14 protein-coding genes and 1 tRNA gene are annotated in these 14,177 nt (G+C 72.7%); 6 read left to right on the top strand and 9 right to left on the bottom strand.

The features are described from left to right. The first annotated feature begins 75 nt into the window (after positions 1-75). Positions 76-849: a thioesterase II family protein gene (locus ACZ7DY_RS02250; protein WP_471128884.1), complete on the top strand. Its 774-nt coding sequence runs from the start codon at positions 76-78 to the stop codon at positions 847-849. A 275-nt stretch (positions 850-1,124) separates the two neighbouring features. Here the strand turns inward: ACZ7DY_RS02250 and ACZ7DY_RS02245 are convergent, their stop codons facing one another. Both ACZ7DY_RS02245 and ACZ7DY_RS02240 read right to left on the bottom strand, forming a co-directional pair. Further along, positions 1,125-1,640, bottom strand: coding sequence for an acyl-CoA-like ligand-binding transcription factor (locus ACZ7DY_RS02245; protein WP_471130193.1), 516 nt, complete (start codon positions 1,638-1,640; stop codon positions 1,125-1,127). Between the two features lie 73 nt (positions 1,641-1,713). Further along, positions 1,714-3,246 carry a DHA2 family efflux MFS transporter permease subunit gene (locus ACZ7DY_RS02240; RefSeq protein ID WP_471128881.1) on the bottom strand — a complete coding sequence of 511 codons (1,533 nt, stop codon included), beginning with the start codon at positions 3,244-3,246 and terminating at the stop codon, positions 1,714-1,716. Between the two features lie 224 nt (positions 3,247-3,470). Here ACZ7DY_RS02240 and ACZ7DY_RS02235 point away from each other — a divergent pair, with 224 nt between their 5' ends. From ACZ7DY_RS02235 to ACZ7DY_RS02220, 4 genes are all read left to right on the top strand, one after another. After that, positions 3,471-4,337 (top strand): SAM-dependent methyltransferase, encoded by an 867-nt coding sequence (locus ACZ7DY_RS02235; protein ID WP_471128878.1) that lies wholly within the window; start codon positions 3,471-3,473, stop codon positions 4,335-4,337. A gap of 86 nt (positions 4,338-4,423) precedes the next feature. Next, positions 4,424-5,320, top strand: coding sequence for an alpha/beta fold hydrolase (locus ACZ7DY_RS02230; protein ID WP_471128875.1), 897 nt, complete (start codon positions 4,424-4,426; stop codon positions 5,318-5,320). A gap of 120 nt (positions 5,321-5,440) precedes the next feature. Further along, positions 5,441-7,879 carry a type I polyketide synthase gene (locus tag ACZ7DY_RS02225; RefSeq protein WP_471128872.1) on the top strand — a complete coding sequence of 813 codons (2,439 nt, stop codon included), beginning with the start codon at positions 5,441-5,443 and terminating at the stop codon, positions 7,877-7,879. A gap of 32 nt (positions 7,880-7,911) precedes the next feature. After that, positions 7,912-8,229: an acyl carrier protein gene (locus ACZ7DY_RS02220; protein WP_471128871.1), complete on the top strand. Its 318-nt coding sequence runs from the start codon at positions 7,912-7,914 to the stop codon at positions 8,227-8,229. 156 nt (positions 8,230-8,385) lie between these two features. Here ACZ7DY_RS02220 and ACZ7DY_RS02215 read toward each other — a convergent pair. Both ACZ7DY_RS02215 and ACZ7DY_RS02210 read right to left on the bottom strand, forming a co-directional pair. After that, positions 8,386-8,459: transfer RNA gene (locus tag ACZ7DY_RS02215), tRNA-Pro, on the bottom strand. A gap of 73 nt (positions 8,460-8,532) precedes the next feature. Then, positions 8,533-8,748 carry a hypothetical protein gene (locus ACZ7DY_RS02210; protein ID WP_471128868.1) on the bottom strand — a complete coding sequence of 72 codons (216 nt, stop codon included), beginning with the start codon at positions 8,746-8,748 and terminating at the stop codon, positions 8,533-8,535. Positions 8,749-9,050: 302 nt separating this feature from the next. Between ACZ7DY_RS02210 and ACZ7DY_RS02205 the strand changes: the two genes are divergently transcribed. After that, entirely contained in the window at positions 9,051-9,923 is an 873-nt protein-coding gene (locus ACZ7DY_RS02205) for a calcium-binding protein (RefSeq protein ID WP_471128866.1), read from the top strand. 85 nt (positions 9,924-10,008) lie between these two features. Here ACZ7DY_RS02205 and ACZ7DY_RS02200 read toward each other — a convergent pair whose 3' ends face one another. The 5 genes from ACZ7DY_RS02200 to ACZ7DY_RS02180 form a co-directional block, all read right to left on the bottom strand. Next, a complete protein-coding gene (locus tag ACZ7DY_RS02200; protein WP_471128863.1) occupies positions 10,009-11,379 on the bottom strand; it encodes an MFS transporter in 1,371 nt (456 codons plus the stop codon). A 70-nt stretch (positions 11,380-11,449) separates the two neighbouring features. Further along, positions 11,450-11,836 (bottom strand): MmcQ/YjbR family DNA-binding protein, encoded by a 387-nt coding sequence (locus ACZ7DY_RS02195; RefSeq protein ID WP_471128860.1) that lies wholly within the window; start codon positions 11,834-11,836, stop codon positions 11,450-11,452. 62 nt (positions 11,837-11,898) lie between these two features. Next, positions 11,899-12,885 carry an alpha/beta fold hydrolase gene (locus ACZ7DY_RS02190; protein WP_471128857.1) on the bottom strand — a complete coding sequence of 329 codons (987 nt, stop codon included), beginning with the start codon at positions 12,883-12,885 and terminating at the stop codon, positions 11,899-11,901. After that, entirely contained in the window at positions 12,866-13,564 is a 699-nt protein-coding gene (locus tag ACZ7DY_RS02185) for a GNAT family N-acetyltransferase (RefSeq protein ID WP_471128854.1), read from the bottom strand. Before ACZ7DY_RS02185 ends, ACZ7DY_RS02190 begins: the two co-directional genes overlap by 20 nt. Next, the gene (locus ACZ7DY_RS02180) at positions 13,561-14,124 is read right to left on the bottom strand and encodes a helix-turn-helix domain-containing protein (RefSeq protein WP_471128851.1); all 564 of its coding nucleotides are present in this window, start codon (positions 14,122-14,124) and stop codon (positions 13,561-13,563) included. Before ACZ7DY_RS02180 ends, ACZ7DY_RS02185 begins: the two co-directional genes overlap by 4 nt. Positions 14,125-14,177: the final 53 nt, after the last annotated feature.

Raw genomic sequence — 14,177 nt, 5'->3', positions numbered from 1 at the left:
CCAGCATCGGGGGCGCGCGGCACCGGTCCGCGAGCGGAACGTGTGGGAGCGAGAGGGAGTGCGATGGACAGGGGCATGGCGCGAGTGGCGCCGACGACCGGGGCCGGGGTGTGGCTGCGCCGCTACCACGACGGCGCGTCGGCACCGGTGAGGCTGGTGTGTTTCCCGTTCGCCGGCGGTTCGGCGAGCTACTACTTCGGCCTTTCGGGGCTGCTTGCGCCGGGCATCGAGGTGCTGTCCGTGCAGTATCCGGGGCGGCAGGACCGGCACACCGAGCCGTGCCTGGAGTCGGTGGCCGCGCTGGCCGACGGCGTGGTGCCGCACCTGCCCGCGGACGGCAAGCCGTTCGCGCTGTTCGGGCACAGTCTGGGCGCCATCGTGGCGTTCGAGGTGGCGCGGCGCCTGCGCGGCCCTTCGGGCCCGGGCCTGCCGGTGCACCTGTTCGCCTCGGGGGGCCTGGCGCGGCCGTACCGGCCGGCGGGACGGGCGGCGGCGCCGCTCGGGGACGCGGACATCCTGGCCCATCTGCGGGCGATGGGCGGCACCGACGAGCGGTTCTTCGCCAGCCCGGAGCTGCAGGAGCTGATCCTGCCCGCGCTGCGCGCCGACTACCGGGCCGTGGGCACGTACGAGGCGCCCGGTCCGGAGCACCTCGCCTGCCCGATCACGGCGCTGATCGGTGACGCCGACGGGCGGACCTCGCCCGAGGAGGCGGCGACCTGGCGGGAGCGCACCAGCGCGGCGTTCGATCTGCGGGTGCTGCCCGGCGGCCACTTCTACCTCGACAACTGCCAGGAGCAGGTGGCCGGCGTGATCAGGGCCGCGCTTGCGGCGGCGCCGGGCGTCTGACGCGGGCGGGAAAACCCCTGGCGTGCTCCGCCGAGGGAAGTCGGAGCACGCCAGGTTGGACCGTACGCGGTAGCCGGGGGACGGTGGCCGCGCGCGGTCGTCCTCCCCCTGTGGGCCCCGCGCCCCTGCGGGGGAATTGAGGGGCGCGGGGGTCGCACGCACCGGCCGGAGCCGACGCGTACGACGTCTGGGTGAGGGGCGGGAAGGTGTTCCGCCCCTCGTCGGGTGGCTGTGCGGTGACCACGCCGTGGCGGTCGCCGACAGTCTTCAACCGGTCAGGGCCTCAGGTCCTCCAGGCAGTGGAGCGCCTCGTCCAGGGTGGTCGCGAAGTCCATCTCCGGATCGTTGGCCCAGTCCATGGAGATCTGCAGCATCACTCCGAAGACGGCCCCGGTGTAGGCGCGCACCGCGGGGTCCCGCGGCTCGCGGCCGGCCCGTTTGGCCACCTGTTCGCCCATGAGCTCCATGGTCTGGCCGATGTTGCCGAGGCTTGCGCCCCACAGCTCCGGTTCGGAGAGGATGAGCGCGAACCGCTCGCGCTGCAGGGCCAGTTCCTGCTCGGGGATGTCCTCCAGGATCGATCTGATGGCCTGCCGTTCGGCCTGGATCGGCGTCAGGTCGGGCGACTGGGCCTGGAACATCATGGCGAAGGGCAGGTCGTAGTCGTGCGAGAAGACCAGGTCCTGCTTGGTCGCGAAGTAGCGGAAGACGGTGCTGGGGGCGACCTCGGCGGCTTCGGCGATCTGCTCGATGGTCGTGGCGGAGTAGCCCTGTTCCCTGAACAAGCGCACCGCCTCCCGCTGAATCGCGGCCTTCGTTCTGGCCTTCTTGCGTTCTCTCAGTCCAGGCACGGTTCGGGCCTGGTCAGACTGCGTCTGCGGCTTCATGCTCAGATTCTGCGGGCTTGGCGGTGGTCTGACCAACATGGCGGGGCAGCCACACCACGGCCAGCAGCACCCCGAGCAGACCCAGGCCTCCGGAGACCACGAGGACGACGTCCAGGGCGTGGACGTACGCGGAGCGCACCGAGTCGCCGAGCGCCGAGGACTTGAGGGCGCGGGCCACCGCAAGGCCGCCGAAGACGGAGTCCTTGGCCGCCTCGTGGGCCTGTGCGGGCACTCCGTCGAGGTCGAGCTTGCCGCGGTAGGCGGAGTTCAGGACGGAGCCGAGGATGGCGGCGCCGAAGCTGCCGCCGAGCGTACGGATCGACTGGTTGACGCCGGATCCGACGCCCGCGGAGTCCTCGGACAGCGCGCCGAGGGCGGCGTCCATGGCGGTGGGCAGGGCGATGCCGAGGCCGAGGCCGTACGCCGCCGTCCACGCGGCCGCCAGACCGGTGCCGCTGTCGGTGCTGGTGGTGGCGCCGTAGAAGAGGGCGGCGGCGAGCAGTGCGAAGCCGATGCCGACGGAGGTCTTGGGGCCGAGCCCCTTGGCGACCTTGTTGGCGACGGTCACACCCACGAGGAGACCGCCGACCATCGGCAGGAGCCGGAAGCCGCTGCCCATCGCGTCGGTGCCGAGGACCGCCTGGTAGTACTGCGGCATGGTGAACAGCACACCGAACATGGTGAAGTTGATCACCGTGCCGAGCATGGTGCCTGAGGTGAAGCGGGCCGAGCGGAAGAGCGAGAGGTCGACCAGCGGGTCGGCGACGCGCTTCTCCCAGAGGACGAAGACGACGAGGGCGAGCAGTCCGCCGAGGGTGGGGACCACCGTGGTGACGTCCGTCCAGCCCTTCTCGCCGCCCTGGATCACGCCGTACGTGAGCGCGGCGAGACCGACGCTGGAGAAGACGAGGCCGCCCATGTCGAACGGCTTGGCCTCCTTGGCCTTGGATTCCGGGAGCCAGGCGGAGACCGCGAGGAACGCGAGGATCACCACCGGCACGTTGATGAGGAAGACCGAGCCCCACCAGAAGTGGTTGAGCAGGTAGCCGCCGAGGATCGGGCCGAGCGGATAGGCGAGCATCGCCGCGCCGGCCACCGCCCCGATCGCCTTGGGCCGTTCCTCGTCGGAGAACATCACCGGCAGCAGTGACAGCGTCGTCGGCATGATCAGCGCCGCGCCCAGGCCGAGCACCGCGCGCGCGCCGATGAACGTGCCGGACGACGTGGCGTAGGCACAGGCCAGCGAGCTGATGCCGAAGATCACCAGGGCGCCGAGCAGGACCTTCTTGCGTCCGAAGCGGTCGCCCAGCATGCCCGCCGGGATCATGCCGGCCGCGAAGACCAGCGTGTACGACGTCACGAACCACTGCAGCTCGACGTTGTTCGCACCCAGATCGTCGGCCATGGCCGGCAGCGCCAGGCTAAGGATCGTCACGTCGAAGCCGACGACCATCGAGGCGAGTACGAGAGCCCCGACGGCCCACCACCGCCGCGCACCCAGATCTGACACGGGAGTCGACCTCCTAAAGAGAGTTCAATATCTAGTCGGAGCGTACTCTCATTTTCTGCGCCGGGGTAGCACCCGTTCCGTATGGATCGCGTCAAGGCCCGTGGACAAGGGGCCGACACCCCCGCAGGGGCCCTTCATAGGGGTGGGTGAGGGGCGGACATAGGGGCTGTTGAGGGGCCCTGTCGGGGTTGTGGCGCCGCCTGCCGGGCGGTGACGCTGAGGCCGTGACGAAGAACGCGACGACCAAGAAGCCCCCGACGGTGAACAAGACCGTCGCCCCCGAGCCCACCGACATCGGCCACTACTACGACCACAAGGTCTTCGATCTGATGACTCAGCTCGGAGACGGCAACCTGCACTACGGCTACTGGTTCGACGGCGGCCGCCAGGAGGCCACGTTCGACCAGGCCATGGTCCAGATGACGGACGAGATGATCCGGCGCCTCGACCCCGGCCCCGGCCACCGCGTCCTGGACATCGGCTGCGGCAACGGCACCCCGGCGATGCAGCTGGCCCGGGCCCGCGACGTCGAGGTGGTCGGCATCTCCGTCAGCGCCCGCCAGGTCGAGCGCGGCAACCGCCGGGCGCGCGAGGCCGGCCTCGCCGACCGCGTCCGCTTCGAGCAGGTCGACGCGATGAACCTGCCGTTCGAGGACGGCTCCTTCGACCACTGCTGGGCCCTGGAGTCGATGCTCCACATGCCCGACAAGCAGCGCGTCCTCTCGGAGGCGTTCCGCGTCGTGAAGCCCGGCGCGCGCATGCCCATCGCCGACATGGTCTCCCTCAACCCCGACCCCGGCAGGCCCCGGACCGCCACCGTCAGCGACACCACCATCTACGCCGCGCTGACCGACATCGAGGACTACCCCGGAATCTTCCGCGCGGCCGGCTGGACGGTGCTCGAACTGACCGACATCACCGCCGAGACCGCCAAGACCTACGACGGTTACGTCGAGTGGATCCGCGCCCACCGGGACGAGTACGTCGACATCATCGGCGTCGAGGGGTACGAGCTCTTCCTGCACAACCAGGCGGCCCTCGGCAAGATGCCCGAACTGGGATACATCTTCGCCACCGCGCAGCGCCCCTGACCGGGCGTCAGCCGACCGCGGATCCCGCGGTGCCCCGTGGCCGACGCGCCGTCCTCGTCCCGCTCCCCCACCCCTAGGGCCAGCCTGTGAAGAACCTCCGCGTCCCCGTGTCGAACACCGTCTCCCTCAATGTCCGGCACCGGCCCGTGGGCGGGCCGGGCGCGGCGCGGCGGCCGTTCCTGCTGCTGCACGGCATGCTCTCGAACGCCCGGATGTGGGACGAGGTCGCCGAGCGCGTCGCCGCCGCGGGCCACCCGGTCTACGCCGTCGACCACCGCGGTCACGGCGAGTCGGACACCCCGCCGGACGGCTACGAGAACGCGGCCGTCGTCAGGGACCTGGTGGAGGCCGTCACCGCGCTGGGCCTGGACGGCGCCCTGGTGGCGGGACACTCCTGGGGCGCGCACCTCGCGCTGCGCCTCGCGGCGGAACGGCCCGACCTGGTCTCCGGTCTGGTACTGATCGACGGCGGCTGGTACGAGTTCGACGGGCCGGTGATGCGGGCCTTCTGGGAACGCACCGCCGAGGTGGTCCGGCGCGCGCAGCAGGGCACCACGAGCGCCGCCGACATGCGCGCCTACCTCCGGGCCACGCACCCGGAGTGGTCGGCCACCTCCGTCGAGGCGCGCCTGGCCGACTACCGCGTGGGGCCGGACGGGCTGCTCGTGCCCCGGCTGACCTCGGAACAGGTCATGTCGATCGTCGAGAGCCTGCAGCGCGAGGCCCCCGCCGACTGGTATCCGAAGATCACCGTGCCCGTCCGGCTGCTGCCCATCATCCCGGCCATCCCTCAGCTCTCCGACCGGGTGCGCGCCTGGGTGGCCGCCGCCGAAGAGGCCCTGGACCAGGTGAGCGTGCGCTGGTATCCGGGCTCCGACCACGACCTGCACGCGGGGGCGCCCGACGAGATAGCGGCCGACCTCCTGCGGCTGGCCCACGACACCGCCGCACCCGGCGGCAAGCCAGGGGTTAGACCCGCTTAAGCAGCCGCGGCAACCCTGGCAACGACCGTGTGCCGCGCACGCCTGCCCACCCCGTCCTCGATCTCCTTGCGGCTCCCACCTGAGGCTTCACGCGCGAGAACAGGAAGGCTGACCATTCCCGTGGCGAACGAAGAGAAGCTCGTCGAATACCTCAAGTGGACGACCGCCGAGCTGCACCAGGCGCAGCAGCAGCTGCGCGAACTCCAGGCCGCGCACCACGAGCCGATCGCCATCGTGTCCATGGCGTGCCGGCTGCCCGGCAAGACCCGCACCCCGGACGACCTGTGGGATCTGGTCTCCGAGGGGCGCGACGCCGTCACCGGTTTCCCCGACGACCGCGCCTGGGACCTCCCCGAGGACCCCCCGTACGCGGAGCTCGGCGGTTTCCTCGACGACGCCGCGGGGTTCGACGCGGGCTTCTTCGACATCGGCGCCGCCGAGGCCGTCGCCACCGAACCGCTCCAGCGCCTCATGCTCCACCTGGCCTGGGAGACCGTCGAGCGCGGCCGCATCGCCCCGCACACCCTGCGCTCCACCCTCACCGGCGTCTACGTCGGCGCCACCGGGCACGACTACGCCACGCGCCTGGAGACCGCGCCCGACGAGCTGCTGCCCTATCTCGGCGGCGGCACGTCGGGGAGTCTCGTCTCCGGGCGCATCGCCTACGCCCTCGGCCTCGAAGGTCCCGCGATCAGCGTGGACACGGCCTGCTCGTCCTCGCTGGTCGCCCTCCATCTGGCCTGTCAGGCGCTGCGCCGCGGCGAGTGCCGTCTCGCGCTCGCCGGCGGCGGCACCGTCATGTCGACGCCGCACACCTTCCACGCCTTCGCCCACCAGAAGTCCCTGGCGGCGGACGGCCGGTGCAAGCCGTTCGCCGCCGCGGCGGACGGCATGGGCCTGGGCGAGGGCGTCGGCCTGGTCCTCCTGGAGCGGCTCGGCGACGCGCGGCGCAACGGCCACCCGGTGCTCGCCGTCATCCGCGGCTCGGCGGTCAACCAGGACGGTGCCGGCTACGGCCTCGCCGCCCCCAACGGCCCCTCCCAGCAGAACGTGATCCGCGCCGCCCTCGCCGACGCGCGGCTCGCCCCCGACCAGGTCGACGCCGTCGAGGCGCACGGGACGGGCACGCCCATCGGCGACGCCATCGAGGTGCAGGCGCTCCTCGCCACCTACGGCGCGGGGAGGCCCGCCGACCGGCCCCTGTGGCTCGGCTCCGTCAAGTCCAACACCGGGCACACGCAAGGAGCCGCGGGTACCGCCGCGCTCATCAAGATGGTGCAGGCCCTGCGGCACGGCACGCTGCCCCCGACGCTCCACGTCGACCGCCCCACCCCGCTCGCCGCCTGGAAGAAGGGCGGGGTCCGGCTGCTCACCGAGGCGGTCGACTGGCCCCGCCGCGAGGAGCCCCGCCGGGCGGGCATCTCCGCGTTCGCCACGTCCGGCACCAACGCCCACCTCATCCTGGAGGAGGCCCCGGAACCGGACGCGCCCGTCCCGCCCGCCGACGCCGCCTCCCCGGCGCGCCCGGTGGTGGTCTGGCCTCTCTCGGCGCGCACCCCCGAGGCCCTCCGGGCGCAGGCGGAAGCACTCGTCACCCACCTCTCGGCCGTGGACCCGGCGCCCTCGCCCGCCGAGGTCGCGTACGCGCTCGCCGCGACCCGCAGCCCCATGGAGCACCGCGCGGTCCTCATCGGCACGGACGCCTCAGAGCTGCTGGGCGCGGCCCGTGCCCTGGCCGCGGCCGACGACCACCCGGCCCTGATCGGCGGCGCCTCCGATGACGGCGGCGACGGTCCGGCCGCGCCCGGAAAGGTCAGCTGTCACTTCGCCGGGGGCCCGCTGACCGACACCGCGCCGGCCGCCGACCTGTACGCGGCCCTCCCCCTGTTCGCCGCCGCCTTCGACGAGACGTGCGGTCTGCTCTCCCCGCACCTGGCCGCCCCGCTGCCCGCCGACCCCCTGGGCTCCCCGCACCCGGGCCATGCGCAGGCCCTGCGCTTCGCGGTCGACGCCGCGCTCGCCCGGCTGCTCCTCGCGGCCGGGGTCCACCCGCACGCGCTCACCGGGGACGGTGTCGGCCACATCGCCGCCGCGTACGCCGCGGGCGTCCTGAACCTGGACGACGCGTGCCGCCTGGCCGCCGCGCACGCCACGGTCACGGCCGACGGCACCCGGGAGCCCACCCCCGAGGCGTACGAGCAGGTCCTGGGGCAGCTGACCTTCTCGCCGCCCACGCTCACCCTGACGAGCACCGCCCCCGCGGACACGCCCGTCACCACCCCCGCGTACTGGCACCACCACCTCACCGCCTCCCCCGCCGACGCGGCCCCCGCCCCCGGCACCCACCCGATCCTCGACCTGGGCGCCCACTCCTCCGACACGCCCGCCCCGCACGCCCTGCTCGCCTCACTCGCGCGGCTGCACACCACGGGCGGCACCGTCGACTGGACGCCGCTCGTCCGGCACACCCCCCACGCCCCGGCCGTCGACCTCCCGACGTACCCCTTCCAGGCCACGCGTCACTGGCTGCACGACCACACCGCGCACGCCTCGGTGTGACACGCCACCAACCCACTCACACAGGAGCATTCATGACCAGCACCGGCAACACCCCCGGCCAGGACGCCACCGAGCTCGAGAAGCAGCTCGCCGCGGCCACCCCCGAGGAGCGCGAGAAGCTCCTCACCGACACCATCCGCACGCAGGCCGGCACGCTCCTCAACACGCCCCTCGACGACGACAGCAACTTCCTGGAGAACGGCCTCAACTCCCTCACCGCCCTCGAACTCACCAAGACCCTGATGACGCTGACCGGCATGGAGATCGCGATGGTGGCCATCGTCGAGAACCCCACGCCCGCCCAGCTCGCCCACCACCTGGGCCAGGAACTGGCGCACACCACCGCGTAGCCCTCGCGGACAGCCGAGGCTCGCCCCCGCCCCCGGACGCACGGCGCTCCCGGGGGCACAAACATGCGGTGGCCCGAAGAACGTCGAGGGCGCAAACGAATCGAGGGCCGTTTCAGATTCGCTCTGAAACGGCCCTCGATCTGCGACTCTCTCGAGTCGGGACGACAGGATTTGAACCTGCGACCCCTTGACCCCCAGTCAAGTGCGCTACCAAGCTGCGCCACGTCCCGGTGCCCGTGTGACCTGGGGTTTCCCCCGGCCGAACGCGCACCGAAACAATACCGCACTCCGACCGGTGATCGCTCACCCCTTTCCGTCGTACTCGTGCGCACCGCCGCCCCGCCACTCGATGAGCAGCGACTCTCCGAGTACGAGGCCTTCGGCGTCGTCCAGTCCCGCGCGTCTGAGGAACTCGATGAGATCGCGGTCGTCGTGGGCCAGGCCCAGGGTCGCGGTGCCCAGGGTGACCCGTCGCCCACCGTTCGCGGACGGTCGGTGGACGACGATCGCGGGCGTCATGAGTCCCACGTGCCGCTGCGGGCCGGGCGGTGCGGCTCGGGTTGGTCCGGCCGAATGGGGTCGCGAGGATCGGTGTGACGCATGCTTCGATGGGATCACACGTTCGAATTCCAGGGCAAGCGTCACTCCCCGCCCGCGCCGATCAGGTGTCATCGGCGGCGGTGCCCCACCGTCCACGTACCGGTCACCACGCCGTCCGCCGGTGTTCACGCGGCACCGCGCAACTCCGTTCCGGGGCCCCCTGTCTAACCGGGTGACCAGAAGCACCACCGCACACGCACACCCTGAAGGGCCACTTCCGCATGCGCATTCACCGGACCATCGCGGCCTCCGCCACCCTCGCCCTGACGCTCGGCGCGGCCGGCTTAGCGGCGTCGGCGGCCCAGGCCGCCCCGTCCGCCCCGTCCGCCCCGTCCGCCACCGAGGCCACGGCCTCTCTCGTCGTCGCGGACGGCGAGCTCTGGTACAAGGCCGCCCCGGGCCAGCAGAACAAGGTGACGGTCGACGAGACGATCGACCACCGCGGCGAGCACGACTCCTACTACGTCCTCACCTTCCACGACCGGTACGACATCGCCGTCTCCGCCGACGCGGCGCAGTGGGACGAGTGCGCGTACCCGGAGGAGGGCGACCACACCGCCGTGCGGTGCGCGGTCAAGATCCCGGAGAACTCGGACGACTCCGACAGCTACGACATCGACCTCGGCGACAAGAACGACACCGCGACCCTCGCGCCGGACAGCCAGGCCTGGGCCGGCATCTACGGCGGCGCGGGCAACGACGTCATCAAGGCCTCGGAGTCCGCGCTCCTGCACGGCGGCGACGGTGACGACCGTCTCGACGGCGGTGGCGGCCCGATGGGCTTCGGCCCGTATGGCGACGCCGGGAACGACACCCTCACCCGCTGCAGCCAGGACTGCTTCGGCGGCCCCGGCAACGACACCCTGACCGGCACCGACGAGGAGAACAACCTGCACGGCGAGGACGGGAACGACGTCCTGCACGGCAAGGGCGGCGCCGACGTCCTCTACGGCGGCAAGGGCAACGACAAGCTGTACGGCGAGGCGGGCAACGACACGCTGTGGGGCAACAGCGGTGACGACGTCCTGTGGGGCGGCGCGGGCACCGACAAGCTCTCCGGCGGGCCGGGCCGCAACGAGGTCCACCAGGACTGACCGGACCGGGCTGCTGGACCGGACGACCGGGCCGACGGCACCCGGCAATCCGCGGACCGACAAGTGACCCACGGATCACGACGCCTCACGAACCGCCCCGCCCCGGACGCCACCGGGGCGGGGCGGCCGCGTCGTGGACGCCGAGGCCGAGACCGCCGGGCTCGCCCACCTCCGCCGCCCGCCGCACGACGCCCGACGGAGCCACGTCCGCCCGCACCAGATCGCGGATCGCCGGGACGGCGAGCAGGGCCAGGCAGACGAGCACCGTCATCACGCCGCCCGTGAGCAGCACCTTCTCGGCGCCGAAGGCGTCCGCCGCCGGGCCCGCGAGGGCCTGGCCGACCGGGAGCATGGCGAGGGAACCCGCGACGTCGTAGGCGTGGATGCGGTTGAGGACGTCCGGCGGGACCTGGGTCTGGACGCTCGTCGCCCACATCACTCCCCAGAAGGAGACCCCGGCGCCCGCGACGGCGGCCCCGGCCGCCATCAGCGGAACACCCCACCCGGCACCGACCGTGGCCGGGAAGGCGCCGTAGCCGACCAGGGCGATGGCGCCGGCGCGGAGCATGTGACGCGGGCGCAGCCGCAGGGCGAGCAGGCCCCCGAGGACGGTGCCCGCGCCGAGCGCGGAGTTCACCAGGCCGTACGAACCCGAACCGTGCTCCCGGACGACCAGGGTCGCCACCAGCGGCACGGCGGGACCGACGGTCGTGATCATCAGCACGCCGAAGACGGCGATGACGCCCCACAGCCAGGTGCGGGACCTGAACTCCCGCCAGCCCTGCACCAGATCGGCCCGGAAGCCGTGGCTCTGCGGCTGCGATCCCGGGCGGGCGGGCGGCAGCCGGAGCAGCAGGAGGCAGAGCGCGCTCAGCGCGTACGTGCCGGCGTGGGCGGCGAAGACCGCCCCGGGTGAGGCGAGGCCGACGAGGACGCCCGCGGCGGCCGGCCCCGCGAGGGACGCCGTCGACTCCGCCACCCGTATCGCGCCGTTCGCCTTCTGCACGTCGGCGGCGAGGCGCGGGACGGTGCTCGCGACGCCGGGCTGGAAGAGGGCGGCGGCCGCGCCGTTGACCGCGCCGATCGCGCAGATCTGCCAGAGCACGACGTGTCCGGTGAAGAAGAACACCGCCGCCAGCGACTGCGTGCCGAGCCGGACGGCGTCGGCGCCGATCATGAGCCGGGTGCTGAAGCGGTCGGCGAAGACCCCTCCGAAGATCACCAGACCGGCGAAGCAGACGGTCGTGGCGGCCATCACGAGGCCGACGGCGCCGGCCCCGTGCCCATGCCGCAACAGGCCCGCGGCGAGGGCGACCGGCAGCATGGTGTCGCCGAGCTTGGCCACGGCACGGGCCGCGAAGAACAGCCCGAAGTCCCGTGACCAGATCCCCCGTTGGCCCTCTGGGGCGCCGGCCTCCCGGTCGCCCTTCCCTCGCGTCCCCGGCCCTGACGGCACGCTGACCCACCCCTCCCCTACGGCAGTGGTGGGATCATGCCACGGGTCATGGACAGCGCTCTCTGTCCCGTCATTCCCCGGCCGCGACCCCCAGCGTCGGATGCTCTTCCAGGAGGCGGGGCGGGGCCGCCTGGCGCCAGGAGTCGGCGAGGATGTCGGAGAGCTCGTCCGCGTCCAGCGCCGCGAGGCGCACCCGCACCCACGCGGAGCCCGCCTCGTGGGCGGCGACCCAGAACTTCTCCGGCTCGGCGAGGACCAGTTCGTCCCGCTCGGCCTTCGGGCAGCGCACCGCGAACGACGTCTCGTCGTCGGGGACCGTCACGAACATCTTTCCTGCCACCCGGAACGTGGGCATGCTCCACGCGATCTTCTCCACCGTCTCCGGCAGGGCGAGGGCGATGCGGCGCACGTCGTCGGAGGTGACGGCGGTGCGGGAACGGGATCTGGACTTCGACATGGCATGAACCGTAGCCAACGCCACTGACAGTCACCCGCCGGCGACCGCGCGCCCGGCCCGGGTCACAGCACCCGCTTGTCCAGCCAGGACCTCAGGTCCTCCTGGACCTCGTCGCGGTTGGTCTCGTTGAGGATCTCGTGGCGCGCGTCCGGGTAGCCCTTCCAGGTCAGGTCCTCGATCCCCGCGTACCGGAAGTCCTCCAGGAGTTCGTGGACGAGTGTCATGTGCTGGTTGCAGGGGTCCTGTTCGCCGACCGCGACGTGGATCGGCAGATCGGCGGGCACGCGCGCGATGTTGCGCGGATCGTTGATCTTCCGCACGGCACGCACCCAGTCCAGGGAGAGTCCGGCGGAGAAGCCGAATCCGCAGCGCTCGTCGGCGGCGTACGCGTCGACCTCCGCCTCGTCCCGCGAGAGCCACTCGAATCCGGTGCGGCGCGGGAAGGCGTCGTTGAACGAGGCGAAGAGCTCGGAGACGTACGAGGACGGGGCGGCGCGGCCGTGTTCGGCGATCTCCCGCTCCAGGCGGGCGATGGCCGACTCGGTGTCGGCGCCGGGCAGCGAGCGGAACGTGCCGGAGAGGATCAGACCGGCGAGGCCGTCGGCGTACTCCTGTGCGTAGTCGCGCGCGAGCATCGAGCCGAGGCTGTGCCCCAGGAGGAAGAACGGCGCGCCGGGGTGGAGCGTGCGGACCTGGTCGCCGATGGCCTTGAGGTCGTCGACGATCGCCCGCCAGCTGTCGGCCTCTTCCCCGCCGGCCACCTCCGAGGTCACTCCGTAGCCGCCGGTGGCCTGGGCGGTGGCGCCGTGGCCCCGGTGGTCGGAGGCGACCACTCCGTAGCCGTGCGCGGTCAGGTGGCGGGCGAAGCGGTCGTAGCGCAGGGCGTGCTCGGCCGCTCCGTGCGCGATCTGCACGTAGGCGCGGGGCCTGCCGTCGGCGGGCAGCCAGGTGTACGTGGCGACGGGCACGCCGTCCGCCGCGTTGAGCAGTCCCGCGGTGTACGCGGCGGGGGCGGGGTTCGAGGTGGTGTCAGCGGCTCGGTCCGGCATCGTGTCGGGCTCCCTGGGGGTGCGGCTGGGGTCTCTTCGGGGCAGCCTCCCCCGCGCGCGGGACGTCATGCGTGCGGGGTCCGCCCCTGCCGAGCCGCTTGTAGAAGAGGGTCGTGGGGTGGAGGGCGCCCGCCGGGTCGGTGGCGTAGTCGGGGATCGTGCCCGCCGCCGTCCAGCCGGCTCGCTCGTAGAGGGTCTCGGCGGGGCTGCCGGTCTCGGTGTCCAGGACGAGGAGGGTCACGCCGGCCCGTTCCGCCGTCTCTTCCGCGGCGGTCAGGAGCGTACGGGCGAGGCCCTGCCCGCGCGCCGCCGGGTGCACCATCAGCTTGGCCAGCTCCGCGCGGTGGCGGCCGTTGGGCTTGTCCACGAAGGCGAGACTGACGGTGCCGAGGACGCGTCCGGCGTCCCGCCCGTCGCTCTCCTCACCCTCTTCGCCTCCTTCTCCTCCTTCGCCGCCTTCGCCGTGGATCGCCCAGACTGCGAGCCGTCCCCGTTCGACGGCCGTGTCGAGCCCGCGCCACCAGGCGGCCGCCGTGGCCCGGTCCAGGTCGGCGAGGAAGCCGAGCGAGGAGCCGGCCCGAACGGTGTCGACGAGCAGCGCGGCCAACGCGTCGGCCGACGCGCGGAGTCCGGCGGCGTCGAGCCGGACGGGGCGGGTGCGCGTGGCGGGGGCGGTCACGGCTTCACCACCACGAGCGCGTACCGCACGGCCTCCTCGCCGCGGCAGCGGAACCGCGACGCGCCCCACAGCCGGTAGCGCAGGCAGTCGCCCGTGGACAGGGTGTGCGCCTCCCCGTGCACCGTGACTTCCAGGGAGCCTTCGAGCACCCAGATGTGCTGCTCGAGGCCGGGCACGGGCGGCCGGTCGTAGGCGATGTCGGCACCCGGCTGCAGCCGGCCCTCGACGAGTTCGCCGCGCATCCCGGTGGTGGGCGGCGAGACCGACCACCGCATGAAGCCCGCTTCGTCGTCGGCCCACACCGACTGGTCGACGGCGCGCACGAGTTGGGCGGGCTCCGCCTCCACCTCGCTCAGGAGCTGCGACATGGTGCGTCCGTAGACGGCGCAGAGCCGGTTCAGGAGGGCCGCGGTGGGGCTGATCTCCGCGCGTTCGGCCCGGGACAGGGTGGAGCGGCTGATGCCGCTCAGTTCGGCCAGCTCACCCAGGGACCAGCCGCGTTCGGCGCGCAGCTCGGCCAGTCGGGCGGCGAGGCGCGCGTCGACTCCATCGTGTTCCATATTCGGCACGGTATCCCGGATGTGGGATGCGGGTAAATGCCTCGGCCGGCCCG

It is taken from the genome of Streptomyces sp. NPDC037013 (assembly GCF_055607265.1).
Note: the sequence above shows the minus strand (reverse complement) of the source record. Positions and strands in the feature narration are given on the sequence as shown.